Consider the following 12,590-nt stretch of genomic DNA (forward strand, 5'->3'; position numbering starts at 1 on the left):
CTCTACGCTCGAGGCTGTGACAACTCCTGCTCCGTCCACCGTGCGCCAGGCTGCGGTGATCGTCATCCTCGAAGGGTTGGCCGCCGCCGTGATGACGGTGATCTACATCGTCAGCGGATTCCGCGACGCCGAGGTGGACGGGTTGAACCGGTTCGGCACCGCCGCCTGGTTCGCGATCATGGGCGGCGGGGTCCTCGCCGCCGGCTGGGCGCTGTGGACCGGGCGCCGGTGGGGGCGGGGCATCGCGGTGTTCGCGAATCTGTTGCTGCTCCCGGTGGCGTGGTACCTGGCGGTCGGATCGGGGCAGTGGAGCTACGGCATCCCGGTGGCCCTGATCGCCGGTTTCGCCCTGGTGCTGCTGTTCAGCCCGTCCACGGTGCAGTGGTGGAGTCAGGATTCGGCCAGCGCGGACAACGCGGGGCCGGACAGCCGGTAGGTCGTCCACTCGTCGAGCGGTTTCGCGCGCACCGACTCATAGAGCGCGATCGCGTCGCGGTTCCAGTCCAACACCGCCCAGCTGAGCCTGGTGTAGCCGTTGGCGACGCACTCGCGGGCCAACGTCGCCAACAGGGCGCGTGCCACGCCGCGGCGGCGGAAACGCGGCCGCACGAAGAGATCCTCCAGATGGATGCCGGCCACTCCGTCCCAAGTCGAGAAGTTGTGGAACCACAACGCGCACGCGGCGACCTCGCCGTCCACCTCGGCGAGGTGCCCGCGCACGGTGACCGGATCCCCGAACAGCGCCGTGCGCAGTTGCGCCGGGGTGACGGTGCACTCCGCCGCGGCGTGCTCGAACTCGGCCAGTTCGTGGACCATCGCGGCCAGTTCGACCTCGTCGCCGAGGCGGGCGGGACGGATCTGCACAGTCACGGCTGCACCCCCAGGGCCTTCAGCATGGTGGTGAACTTCGTTGTGGTCTCGGTCAATTCGTCGTCGGGGTCGGATTCGGCCACGATGCCGCCGCCGGCGTGCGCGACGGCGCTGCGGCGATCCGCGGACAGCTGGGCGCACCGGATCGACACCACCCAACGGCCGTCGCCGCGGGCGTCGCACCACCCCACCGCGCCGGCGTAGAAGCCGCGATCGCCCTCGATACGGCTGATCGTGGCGGCGGCCACGTCGGTGGGGGTTCCGCCGACCGCCGGGGTGGGATGCATGGCGAGAGCGAGATCCAATGCGGTCGTAGATGGTTCGCGCAATCGTGCGGTGATGGGCGTGCTCAGGTGCCACACCGCGGCGGTGCGGCTCAGTTGCGGTTCCGGTGCGATCTGCAGATCGACGCACAACGGCCCGAGGGCCTGCCGGATCGCGTCCACGACCAGTTGGTGTTCGTGCAGATTCTTGGCCGATGCCGCCAGGGCGGCGCCACTTGCCGCGTCGGCCTCCGGATCGGCGAGCCGGGGCGCCGAACCCGCGAACGGACGGCACCGAACCAGCTCGCCGCGGCGGTCGACCAGCAGTTCCGGACTGGCCCCCACCAGCGCCGTTCCGCGGTGGCGGCCGCCCGCGGCGGACAGGTCCACCAAGAACGTGTTGGCGGTCGCATCGGCGGCGGCCAGGCGCCGGGCGACGACACCGGCGTCCAGCGGGGCGTCGGCGTGCAGGTGCAGCGCCCGAGCCAGCACCACCTTGTGCAGGCCGTGCCGGGGGTCGGTGAGCAGCTGCAGCGCGGTCTCGATTCGGGCCCGGTGTTCCTCGGGTGCGGGCTCGGTGCGGACGATCCGCACCGCCGGCAGCTCCCCGCCGGCCCAGGACGGGGCGGTGGCGGTGGTCCGCACCGACTCCGGCTGCCACAGCGCCGCCGGCGCGGTGAGGTCGAAAGGCAACGCGCCCACGAGGATCGGCACCTCACCGGTGGTGATGGCGGCGCGGGCGTCGGTCAGCCGCGGATAGCCGGCCCGACTGCCCTCCGCGACGACGGTGGCATCCGGCCCGGTGAGCAGGAAAGAGGGTTCGGTGTTCATCGGTCGGGGTGCTGGTAGCCGGTCAGGCCGAGAGCGCCGACCTGCCGGACGCCGTGTTCGAATCCGCATACCGCGATGGCAGCAGGGGTCATCGCGAACCGGATACCTTGGGAGACAGGGAGTTCCGCCCAGCGGGTGATCATGGCCCGGGAGAAGTGGCCGTGCCCGACGAAGACGACGTCGCGGTGGGCCAGCTGCTCGGTGGCATACGCCAGCGCCCGGTCGGCCCGCGCACCGACGTCGGCGACACTCTCCCCGCCCGGACAGCCGTGCGTCCACACCAGCCAGTCCGGAACCGAACGACGGATCTCGGCGGTGGTCAGCCCCTCGTACTCGCCGTAATCCCATTCGTGCAGCAGCTCGGACACCTCGGCGACGCGCAGACCGGCGAGTTCGGCGGTGTCGCGGGCGCGCCGCATCGGACTGCTCACCACCAATGGGTTGTCCAGTCCCAGGGCGGCCAGCGGTTCGGCGGCGAGTTTCGCACGGTTGCGGCCGGTTTCGGTCAACTCCAGATCGGTGCGTCCGGTATGACGGCCGGACCGCGACCACTCGGTCTCACCGTGCCGGAGCAGCACCAGCCGGTGCTGCCGCCCCTCCTGATCACCCACGACACCCGATTCTGCCGCACGTCCGGCGACCACAGCCGGGGGCGTGTCAGGATGGGTGCTGTGACGCGAGTACTTGCGGTCGCCAACCAGAAGGGCGGGGTCGCCAAGACGACCACGGTGGCGTCGCTGGGCGCGGCGTTCGCGGAGAAGGGCATCCGCGTGCTGCTGGTCGACCTCGATCCGCAGGGGTGTCTGACCTTCTCACTCGGCCACGATCCGGACAAGCTGGCGGTCTCGGTGCACGAAGTGCTGCTCGGGGAGGTCGAACCGGGCGCCGCGCTGGTGGAGACCGCCGAGGGGATGACGCTGCTGCCGGCGAACATCGACCTGGCCGGCGCCGAGGCGATGCTGCTGATGCGGGCGGGCCGCGAATACGCGCTCAAACGCGCGTTGGCCAAGGTCAGCGACGACTTCGAGGTGATCATCATCGACTGCCCGCCCTCACTGGGCGTGCTCACCCTCAACGGCCTGACCGCGGCCCAGGAAGCCATCGTGCCGTTGCAGTGCGAAACCCTGGCGCACCGCGGCGTGGGGCAGTTCCTGCGCACCATCGACGACGTCCAGCAGATCACCAACCCGGATCTCACGCTGCTCGGCGCGCTGCCCACCCTCTACGACTCCCGCACCACGCACAGCCGTGATGTGCTGCTCGACGTCGCCGACCGCTACGGCCTGCCGGTGCTGGCGCCGCCGATCCCGCGGACGGTGCGGTTCGCCGAGGCTTCCGCGTCGGGCGCCTCGGTGCTGGCCGGCCGCAAGAACAAGGGTGCGCTGGCCTATCGCGAGCTGGCCGAGGCCCTGCTCAAGCACTGGGAGACCGGCGAGGAGATGGCCACCTTCACCCCGGAGCTCTGAGCGGGTCTACCCGGCGCCCAGCGCGACCAGGACGCCACCGCGTTGTTCGACCAGGGTGGTGCCGGCGACCAGCGGGAACACCGCCGACTGCTGCTGCGGGCGGGTCAGCGGGATGTGCCGTTCCCCGGCGCCGCTGAGCGGGTCGAAGACGTCGTAGCCGCCGGTGACCGGGACCATGAGCCGGTCGGCCATGATGACACCCGGTCCCACCGCCGTCGCGCCGGCCGACGGGGTGACGGTGTAGCGGTACCGAAGCCCTTCGGCCTCGAACACCAGCACGCTCTCACCGGTCCACCAGGTGATCAGATCGCCGGTGCGGGAGGTGGCGGCATGCGGTGACACCGGCCGCTCCACCAGGGTGCTGGCGACGGTGGTGCCCGTCTCGTCGACGATGTTGACCACCGGGGTGGGCGTCGGCACGTAGACCGCCGTGGTCCTGCTCGAGACCGCGATCACCCGGGCCCCGGAGTCCGGGGCGACCCCGGGCAGCGCGACGTACTTGGCCTCGGGGACGTCTTCCTCGTCGGTCACCCGCAGCAGGGTGAGCCGCAGGTCGGGTTGTTTCGGACACGCCTCGAGCACCGACACCATCGCCGAACTGGCGGCCGCGGACTCCAGCCGGCACAGCGGCGTGGTCGGCACATCGGGTTTGATCGGGGCGTCCAGGTAGCCGTAGCTGAGCATGCGCACCATGTCGGAGCGCCACAACTCCAGCCGGCTGTCACCGGCGGACAGCACGGTCGCGCCGTCGGAGGACAGCGTGACCTCGCGGTCGGCGTATCCGCTGCGGGCCGGACCGCGGCGGCCGGTGTCCCCGTCGATCGTGCTCACCTGACCACAACCCCGCCGGTCCGGGTACACCGCCACGGCGTAGTCGTACACCGACGTCACGCCGCAGAGTTCCCGGTCGCGGGTATAGCTCCACAGCACCGCACCGTTGTGCGCGTCGCGGCCTTCGACCGTGCCCCCGTCCGCGGTCACCACGCTGTTGCCGGCCAGCACCGGGCGGTCGGTGTGGGGACTCGGGGCGCTCCACAGTTCGTGCAGGCGGTGCGGAACCTCGCCGGCCTCGGGCAGATCCGGCACCGGTGCGGCGGCCGGCCGGCTGATGGTCGCGCGGGCATCACTGGTCCACCAGATCAACCCGGCGGCCAGCGCGATGACGGCGGCGATGGCCAGCGCCGCGATGACGTCGCCGCGGGTGCGGCGTTCGGGTTGGACCACCGCCGAACCGCCGTCCGGTCAGCTGGCGCCGGCCGTCGCGGTCGTGCCGGAACGGCGCCGACGCCGGCGCCGCCGCCGCGGGGGTGCGGTGGACGCCGCGGTGTCGCTGTCGGATGCCTCCGCGGAGGACTCGGCCGGGCCCGTGTCGGCCTCGGCGGCCGGCTCGGGGGTGATGGGCTTGCCGCCACGGGTCCGCCGCCGGGTGCGCTTGCGGCGCCGGGGCGCGGTGTTGTCGCCGTCGGTGCCGCGCGGAGCACGCTCGGCCGGGGCCCGCCGGGCGGTGGTCTTCTTGGCGCCGACGCGGCCACCGGCGTCGGTGGGGATGTCCAGATCGCTGTACAGGTGCGGCGAGGTGGAGTACGTCTCCGGCGGATCGGGGTTGCCCAGGTTGAGCGCCTTGTCGATCATCTCCCACCGCGGCAGCTCGTCCCAGTCCACCAGGGTGATCGCGACCCCGGTGCGCCCGGCCCGGCCGGTGCGGCCGATGCGGTGGACGTAGGCCTGTTCGTCCTCGGGGATCTGGTAGTTGATGACGTGGGTGACGTCTTCGATGTCGATGCCGCGGGCGGCTACGTCGGTGGCGACCAATACATCGATCTCGCCGGCCCGGAACGCCTTCAGCGCCTTCTCCCGGGCCACCTGGCCGAGGTCGCCGTGCACGGCACCCACCGCGAAGCCGCGTTCGGCCAGCTCGTCGGCGACCTTCTGGGCGGTGCGCTTGGTGCGGGTGAAGATCATCGTCGCGCCGCGCCCGCGGGCCTGCAGGATCCGGCTGATCATCTCGACCTTGTCCAGCGCATGGGCCCGGTAGACGAACTGCTTGGTCTTGTCGTGCACGGCCGACGACTGCGGCGCCTCGGCGCGAATGTGCGTCGGCTGGTTCATGAAGGTGCGCGCCAGCGTGATGATCGGATCCGGCATCGTCGCGGAGAACAGCATCGCCTGCCGCTTCTCCGGTATCTGCCGTAGGATCCGCTCGATGTCGGGCAGGAACCCGAGGTCGAGCATCTCGTCGGCCTCGTCGAGCACCAGCACCGAGAGTCCGCCGAGTTGCAGGTGGTTCTGCTGGGCCAGATCGAGCAGCCGGCCCGGGGTGCCGACGACGACGTCAGCGCCCTTCTGCAGCGCCTCGATCTGCGGTTCGTAGGGGCGGCCGCCGTAGATCGACACGACCGACAGCTTGCGGTCGCCGGCCTTGAGGTATTTCGCGGCGGTGGCCAGGTCGTCATGGACCTGCAGGCACAACTCGCGGGTCGGCACCACCACCAGTGCGCGGGGGATTCCGGTGAGCGGTCGCTCGGTGTCGGTGGTGATTCGCTGCAGCAGTGGCACCCCGAAGGCGAAGGTCTTGCCCATGCCGGTGCGGGCCTGACCGATCAGATCCTCGCCGGCCAGCGCCAGCGGCAGGGTCAGCTCCTGGATCGCGAAGGGGTGTTCGATGCCGTGCTCTGCGAGAGCGCGCACGATCTCATCGCGAACTCCCAGGTCGGCGAAGGTTTGTTGGGTAGCATTCATGCGTGTTGAACGAGGCCTTTCAATTGTCATTCCTCATGGCGTCCACGCGCGCACGAGTCTGACGAACACGGCCGAAACACTCCTGCATCCGCAGAGCGAGCCGATCCGTATAGGCACTCCGCCTCACGAGGCGGGCCAACCGCGTGCACGCACACTTCCGGGAGCGAATGGAACCACTCCTGACCCCATGATAGCGGGCCGGACTTTGCCGGCCGGTCCGCGCGCCGCGGGCGGTTTACAGTTGGGCCATGAACTCGACGCGACAAGCGGCGGCCCCGGAACGGATCGAACGTCCCCAATCCGCCGGTGTGCCCGCCGACCATCCCGGCGTCACCGAGCTTTTCGCCCTGCTGGCCTACGGCGAGGTGGCGGCGTTCTATCGGCTCACCGAAGAGGCCAAGATGGCCCCGAATCTGGCGGGCCGGATCAACATGGGTCTGATGGCCGCCGCCGAGATGCGCCATTTCGAGATGCTGCGCGACGCGCTGGAGCGGCGTGGCGTCGACGTGGTTCCGGCGATGACGCGGTACGCGAACGCGTTGGAGAACTACCACCGGCTGACCACCCCCAGCACCTGGCTCGAGGCGCTGGTCAAGACCTATATCGGGGACGCGCTGGCGGCCGATTTCTACCTCGAGATCGCGCACGCGCTGCCCGAGGAGGTCGGCGAGGTGGTGCGGGGTGTGCTGGCCGAGACCGGGCACTCGCAGTTCGTGGTGGCCGAGGTGCGTTCCGCGGTGGCGGCCAGCGAGAAGCAACGCCACCGGCTGGCCCTGTGGTCACGCCGGCTGCTGGGGGAGGCCATCACCCAGGCGCAGTACGTGCTGGCCGAGCGGGATGAGCTGGTCGATCTGGTGATGGCCGGCGGTGAGGGGCTGACCGAACTGGCGCAGTTCTTCGACCGGCTGCAGGAGACCCACCGCACCCGGATGGCCGAGCTCGGGCTCGGTTGAGAGCCCGTGAGGCCGGCCCCCGGGGGTCGGACCCCGGGGGCCGGCCGGTGTCACCGGGTGCAGGTGGCGATGATCGTGTTGGCGCGATGCGAGACCAGCGTGTTGCCGTCCGCGTCGGTGATCGAACAGTTCAGCCGTGAGCTCACGCTGGTCGCGGTCACCGAGCTCAGCTCGACGCCGGGGTTGAGCTCGATCGTCTTCGACCACGGCAGAGCCACGTTGACGTCGGTCTGCAGAGCGCCCTGCGCGTCGGTGTAGACGACGGTCACCACGTCGAGTAGCGGCCGCTCGCCGGTCACCCGGTAGGTGACCGTGCGCGGCGCGGGCGCGGGCGGCGGCTCCGCGGTCGCGCCGGGCGGCGGTTCGGGCGGCGCGGTCTCGCTGGGCGCGGGTTCGCTGGGCACGGTGGCCGACGGCGTCGGGGTCACGGTGGTGATCCGTTCCGGCGCCAGCGACTGGGTCGGCGCCGGCGTCGCGATCACCGTGCGCGGTGCGGTCGGTGCGGGCTGGGACGGTTGCGACGGGGTCACGGTCGCCGACACCGACCCGCTGTCACCCCCGCCGAGGATCACGACGGTGCAGATCACGGCCACCAGCAGCACCGCGCCGGCCACCCCGGCGACCCACATCCAGCGGTTGTCGGCCGGCGCCGGGGCGAAGTCGGCGTATTCGTCATCGAGCGGATGGTCGCCCGGGTAGTTCTCGTCGCCGTAGCGCCGGTCGGCGGCCGAGTCCCAGTCCTCGGGATAGTCGAGGATCTGATCGCGGCGTTCCGGTGGCGTATACGGGGTATATGTCCTGCTCATCGCGGCTGGTTCCAGTCGTGTCGACAACTTTTGCGCCGATGCTATCGGTACAGATGTGACAGATGAGGCTCGTGAGAGTTCATGTCGGTTACGGTCCGGCTTCGTTTCGGTCGCTCGCCGTGACCCTCGTCACGCGGCGCGGCCGGTGCTGAACTCACCGCCGGGGCGGGCGGAGAGCCCGTCGACTAGCCTTGGCGGAGAACACATGCCAAACGGAAAGGGTTCAGCGTGGAAGTCAAGATCGGTGTCAGTGACAGCCCGCGCGAGCTGGTCTTCAACAGCGCGCAATCACCCAGTGAGGTGGAGAAACTCGTCACCGATGCGCTGAGCAAGGATTCGGGCGTGCTGAGCCTGACCGACGACAAGGGCCGGCGGTTCCTGGTCCAGACCAGCCGGATCGCCTACGTGGAGATCGGCGCCGCGGACGTCCGCCGGGTGGGCTTCGGTGTCGGTGTCGTGGGCGCGGAGGCGGTCAAGGGCGGATCCGGCAAGAGCGGATCCAAGAGCGGGACAGCCAAGAGCGGGGCCGTCAAGAACGCGTGAGCGGCACGTGGGACAGTCCGCCCCAGGCGAACTGAACCGTGCCCTCCACCGCGTCCTCCTTGGAGATCGGACGATCGGCGTGCAGCCAGTACCGGGCACAGTCCACGCTGATGGCCACCAGGCCCACCGCGATCATCCGGGCCCGGTGTGCCTCCAGCCCGGAATCCTGGCTGATCAGGTCGAACACCGCGTCGGTGCACGCCTCGGTGGCGACCTTGACCTGGGCGGCCACCTGCGGCTCGGTGACGTAGTCGTTCTCGAAGATCAGCCGGTAACCCTGACCGTCGTGCTCGATGAAATCGAAGAACGCCTGCACCGCGGCCCGCAGCCGCTGCCGGTTGTCGGTGGTGGTGCGCAACGCCTGCCGGACCCCGGAGACCAGATTGTCGACGTGCCGCTGCAGCACCGCGAGGTACAGCTCCAGCTTCGATGAGAAGTGTTGGTACAGAACGGGCTTGCTCACACCCGCCCGTTCGGCGATCTCGTCCATCCCGGCGGCGTGATAGCCGCGATCGACGAAAACCTCGCTGGCGGCGATCAGTAACTGGTTGCGGCGTTCGTCCCGAGGCAGTCGGTTGCCACGTCGGTTCGCGCCCGCTGCGGCACCCGACGTGGTTCCCCCGTTCGTCGGTGTGATCTCCTGCCGCGCCGTGGTGTCGGCGACTTCACTCATGACGTCCTCTATCTGATCTCGAGTGCCCGCCCGGGCGCGTCGGTCGCGGCACCCTGAGGCTCCTGGCCAGAAGACTACTACCGCTGCCGGACCGCCCGGCCGCGGACGCTTGCGGCGCCCGGGGCGATACCCCCGACCCAAGGTGGAACCTCGGTGCCACCGGTGGCGAGCCGAAACTGGATGACCATTGATTTATGCCATTCTGGATTGGTGACTCACGAGCCGGGGGGTCGCGGGGGTAGTCGCGTGCCCGCGCTGCGCAACGAGTGGCGAGAGCCGCTGCGGGCCAAACGTGATCCCTTGGCGTCCGACTCGGGGCGCGTGCGTTCCAACCGCGAAGACCGGCGGCGGTGGCGCAAACAGACCTGGCTCGGGCGTTTCGTGTCCACCTACGGCTGGCGGGCCTACGCGTTGCCCGTGCTCACCGTGCTGACCGTGGTGGTCATCTATCAGACCATCGCCGGTACCGGCGTCGGGTCCGACCCGGACGCCGACGGGGGCCCGCTGCAGGGGCCGCCCACCATGGACGCGGCCAGCACCATCGTCGGCGCCCCGCCGAAGGGTCTGACGGAGTTCGACGCCAACCTGCCGACCGGGATCCTGCCCGAGGGCGGCCCCTACACCCTGGCCGGCGCCAAGACCTGGCGCATCGTGCCCGGAACCACGCCGCAGGTCGGGGAGGGCACCGAACGGGTGTTCACCTACACCGTCGAGGTCGAGGACGGGGTGGACACCACCGCCTACGGGGGCGACGACGGGTTCGCCCGGATGGTCACAGAGACCCTGGCCAACCCCAAGAGCTGGATCCACAATCCGCAGTTCGGATTCATCCGGGTGGACGCCGGCTATCCGGGGCAGCCGGACTTCCGGGTGTCGCTGACGTCGCCGATGACCGTGCGGGAGGGCTGCGGATACGAGATCCAACTGGAGGCGTCCTGCTACAACCCCTCGTACGGCGGGCAGCCCCGGGTGTTCATCAACGAGGCCCGCTGGGTGCGCGGCGCGGTGTCGTTCCAGGGCGACATCGGGTCCTACCGGCAGTACCTGATCAACCACGAGGTCGGTCATGCGATCGGCTACCAGCGCCACGAGGGGTGCGGCGGCGAGGGCGAGTTGGCCCCGGTGATGATGCAGCAGACGTTCTCGACGAACAACGACGACGCCGCGCGGTTCGACCCGGGGACCGTGCAGGCCGACGGATTGACCTGCCGCTTCAACCCGTGGCCGTATCCGATCGCCTGACCCGCGCGGGAAGTGATCGGCCCGTTCCGCTGTTGTCACGGGCGACTAGTCTGGGACGAGGAAGCCAACGAGGAGGGTATCGGTGTCGTCACCGCTGCCGCCGCTGGTCGAGCCGGCGGCCGAACTGACGCGCGAGGAGGTCGCTCGTTACAGCCGCCACCTGATCATTCCGGACGTGGGGGTCGAGGGCCAGAAGCGGCTCAAGAACGCCCGCGTGCTGGTGATCGGCGCCGGTGGCCTGGGCTCTCCGGCGTTGCTGTACCTGGCCGCGGCCGGTGTGGGCACCCTCGGCGTCATCGATTTCGACGTCGTCGACGAATCGAATCTGCAGCGGCAGGTGATCCACGGGCAGGCCGACGTCGGCCGGCCCAAGGCCGAGAGCGCCCGCGACACCATCCGGGCGATCAACCCGTTCGTCGACGTGCGGCTGCACCAGTTCCGGCTGGACCGGTCCAACGCGGTCGACCTGTTCAGCGAGTACGACCTCATCCTGGACGGCACCGACAACTTCGCCACCCGGTACCTGGTCAACGACGCCGCCGTGCTGGCCGGCAAACCCTACGTGTGGGGTTCGATCTATCGGTTCGAGGGTCAGGTGTCAGTGTTCTGGGAGGACGCCCCCAACGGTCAGGGTCTGAACTACCGCGACCTGTATCCGGAGCCGCCGCCGCCCGGCATGGTGCCGTCCTGCGCCGAGGGCGGGGTGCTGGGCATCCTGCCCGCCACGATCGGCGCCATCCAGGGCACCGAGGCGATCAAGCTGATCACCGGCATCGGGGAGACGCTGCTCGGGCAGTTGCTCATCTACGACGCCCTGGAGATGAGCTACCGCAAGATCCGGATCCGCAAGGACCCGTCCACGCCGGCGATCACCGAGCTCATCGACTACGAGGAGTTCTGCGGGGTGGTCTCCGACGCGGCTGCCGAGGCCGCCGCCGACTCCACCGTGACGCCGCGCGAGCTGCGGGAACTGCTCGATGCGGGCAAGGTGGCGCTGGTGGATGTCCGGGAGCCCGTCGAGTGGGAGATCAACCGGATCGAGGGCGCCGAACTGATCCCGAAGTCGGAGATCGAATCCGGGGTGGGGCTGGCGAAGCTGCCGATGGACCGCGCTCCGGTGCTGTACTGCAAGACCGGGGTGCGGTCGGCCGAGGCGCTGGCCGCGGTGAAAAGGGCCGGTTTCGCCGACGCGATGCACCTGCAGGGCGGCATCGTGGCGTGGGCCAAGCAGCTCGAACCGGACATGGTGATGTACTGACGTCTTTGCCCGACAGTGCGACACAGCTGGTCAGCGCGGCGTTTTCGGCCGTCTCACCGGTAACCTGAGGCGATGACCGTGGAGCGACCGCCGGAGCATGTGCTGGCGGCATTCGGGCTCGCCGGTGTCCGCCCGGTGCCGCTCGGCTCGGAGTGGGAGGGGGGATGGCGTTGTGGTGAGGTCGTGCTGTCGATGGTGGCCGACCATGCCCGGGCCGCCTGGTCCGCCAAGGTCCGCGAGACGCTGTTCGTCGACGGTGTGCGGCTCGCCCGCCCGGTCCGGTCCACCGACGGACGTTACGTGGTCGCCGGGTGGCGGGCCGACACGTTCGTAGCCGGCGTCCCCGAGCCCCGCCACGACGAGGTCGTCTCGGCCGGGGTGCGGTTGCACGAGGCGACCGCGAAGCTCGAGCGGCCGCGGTTTCTCACCCAGCCGCCGATCGCACCGTGGGGCGACGTCGATGTCTTCATCGCGGCGGATCGGGCCGCATGGGAGGAACGGCCGCTGCACTCGCTGCCGCCGGAAGCCCGGGTGGCGCCCGGGTCGGCCGACGGTCAACGCTCCATCGAGCTGATCAATCAACTCGCCAGCCTGCGCCGGCCCACCCGGAGTCCGAGTCAGGTGGTGCACGGGGACCTGTACGGGACGGTGCTGTTCGCCGGGGCCGCGGCACCGGGGATCACCGACATCACCCCGTACTGGCGGCCGGCGTCGTGGGCGGCCGGGGTGGCGGTGGTGGACGCGCTGTCCTGGGGTGAGGCCGACGACGGGCTCATCGAACGGTGGAGCAGTCTGCCGGAATGGCCGCAGATGTTGTTGCGGGCGTTGATCTTCCGGCTCGCGGTTCACGCCCTGCATCCACGTTCCACCGCGGAGGCCTTCCCGGGGCTGGCCCGCACCGCCGCGTTGGTGCGGCTGATCCTGTAGTTGCTGTAGCTCCTGTAGC

Annotated in this window: 13 protein-coding genes and 1 pseudogene; 7 read left to right on the forward strand and 7 right to left on the reverse strand. The window is 70.1% G+C overall.

The features are described 5' to 3' along the window. Positions 1 to 16 precede the first annotated feature (16 nt). Positions 17 to 436 (forward strand): hypothetical protein, encoded by a 420-nt coding sequence (locus CKW28_RS06115; protein ID WP_040548612.1) that lies wholly within the window; start codon positions 17 to 19, stop codon positions 434 to 436. Here CKW28_RS06115 and CKW28_RS06120 read toward each other — a convergent pair. The 3 genes from CKW28_RS06120 to CKW28_RS06130 are packed head-to-tail and all read right to left on the reverse strand — an operon-like array spanning position 391 to position 2,575. Continuing rightward, positions 391 to 870, reverse strand: a complete 480-nt coding sequence (locus tag CKW28_RS06120; protein ID WP_003927948.1) for a GNAT family N-acetyltransferase — start codon at positions 868 to 870, stop codon at positions 391 to 393. The two genes, CKW28_RS06115 and CKW28_RS06120, sit on opposite strands and share 46 nt — an antisense overlap. Next, complete coding sequence (locus CKW28_RS06125; protein WP_003927947.1) at positions 867 to 1,964, reverse strand: isochorismate synthase; 1,098 nt, start codon at positions 1,962 to 1,964, stop codon at positions 867 to 869. The genes CKW28_RS06120 and CKW28_RS06125 overlap by 4 nt, the downstream gene beginning before the upstream one ends. Continuing rightward, positions 1,961 to 2,575 carry an acid phosphatase gene (locus CKW28_RS06130; protein ID WP_003927946.1) on the reverse strand — a complete coding sequence of 205 codons (615 nt, stop codon included), beginning with the start codon at positions 2,573 to 2,575 and terminating at the stop codon, positions 1,961 to 1,963. Before CKW28_RS06130 ends, CKW28_RS06125 begins: the two co-directional genes overlap by 4 nt. Before the next feature lie 51 nt (positions 2,576 to 2,626). Between CKW28_RS06130 and CKW28_RS06135 the strand changes: the two genes are divergently transcribed. Then, complete coding sequence (locus CKW28_RS06135; protein WP_040548610.1) at positions 2,627 to 3,430, forward strand: ParA family protein; 804 nt, start codon at positions 2,627 to 2,629, stop codon at positions 3,428 to 3,430. Positions 3,431 to 3,436: 6 nt separating this feature from the next. Here the strand turns inward: CKW28_RS06135 and CKW28_RS06140 are convergent, their stop codons facing one another. Continuing rightward, on the reverse strand, positions 3,437 to 4,654 hold the full coding sequence (locus tag CKW28_RS06140) for an Rv3212 family protein (protein ID WP_003927944.1): 1,218 nt from the start codon (positions 4,652 to 4,654) through the stop codon (positions 3,437 to 3,439). Positions 4,655 to 4,672: 18 nt separating this feature from the next. Beyond that, positions 4,673 to 6,169: a DEAD/DEAH box helicase gene (locus CKW28_RS06145; RefSeq protein WP_040548608.1), complete on the reverse strand. Its 1,497-nt coding sequence runs from the start codon at positions 6,167 to 6,169 to the stop codon at positions 4,673 to 4,675. Positions 6,170 to 6,417: 248 nt separating this feature from the next. Here CKW28_RS06145 and CKW28_RS06150 point away from each other — a divergent pair, with 248 nt between their 5' ends. Beyond that, on the forward strand, positions 6,418 to 7,122 hold the full coding sequence (locus CKW28_RS06150; RefSeq protein WP_003927942.1) for a ferritin-like fold-containing protein: 705 nt from the start codon (positions 6,418 to 6,420) through the stop codon (positions 7,120 to 7,122). 50 nt (positions 7,123 to 7,172) lie between these two features. Here CKW28_RS06150 and CKW28_RS06155 read toward each other — a convergent pair whose 3' ends face one another. Then, the gene (locus tag CKW28_RS06155; protein WP_003927941.1) at positions 7,173 to 7,928 is read right to left on the reverse strand and encodes an MmpS family transport accessory protein; all 756 of its coding nucleotides are present in this window, start codon (positions 7,926 to 7,928) and stop codon (positions 7,173 to 7,175) included. 228 nt (positions 7,929 to 8,156) lie between these two features. Between CKW28_RS06155 and CKW28_RS06160 the strand changes: the two are divergent. Next, positions 8,157 to 8,402, forward strand: a pseudogene (locus CKW28_RS06160) (DUF3107 domain-containing protein); the annotation flags it as partial. A 55-nt stretch (positions 8,403 to 8,457) separates the two neighbouring features. Here CKW28_RS06160 and fasR read toward each other — a convergent pair. After that, complete coding sequence (fasR, locus tag CKW28_RS06165) at positions 8,458 to 9,144, reverse strand: HTH-type transcriptional activator FasR (RefSeq protein ID WP_003927939.1); 687 nt, start codon at positions 9,142 to 9,144, stop codon at positions 8,458 to 8,460. Positions 9,145 to 9,354: 210 nt separating this feature from the next. On the opposite strand from fasR, the gene CKW28_RS06170 reads away from it, so the two are divergent. From CKW28_RS06170 to CKW28_RS06180, 3 genes are all read left to right on the forward strand, one after another. Further along, on the forward strand, positions 9,355 to 10,386 hold the full coding sequence (locus tag CKW28_RS06170) for a DUF3152 domain-containing protein (protein WP_040548605.1): 1,032 nt from the start codon (positions 9,355 to 9,357) through the stop codon (positions 10,384 to 10,386). Positions 10,387 to 10,468: 82 nt separating this feature from the next. Continuing rightward, positions 10,469 to 11,644, forward strand: a complete 1,176-nt coding sequence (moeZ, locus tag CKW28_RS06175; RefSeq protein ID WP_003927937.1) for an adenylyltransferase/sulfurtransferase MoeZ — start codon at positions 10,469 to 10,471, stop codon at positions 11,642 to 11,644. Between the two features lie 72 nt (positions 11,645 to 11,716). Continuing rightward, complete coding sequence (locus tag CKW28_RS06180; RefSeq protein ID WP_003927936.1) at positions 11,717 to 12,571, forward strand: TIGR02569 family protein; 855 nt, start codon at positions 11,717 to 11,719, stop codon at positions 12,569 to 12,571. The last annotated feature ends 19 nt before the right edge of the window (positions 12,572 to 12,590 follow it).

The organism is Mycolicibacterium thermoresistibile (assembly GCF_900187065.1).
In the GTDB taxonomy this organism is placed as follows: Bacteria; Actinomycetota; Actinomycetes; order Mycobacteriales; family Mycobacteriaceae; genus Mycobacterium; species Mycobacterium thermoresistibile.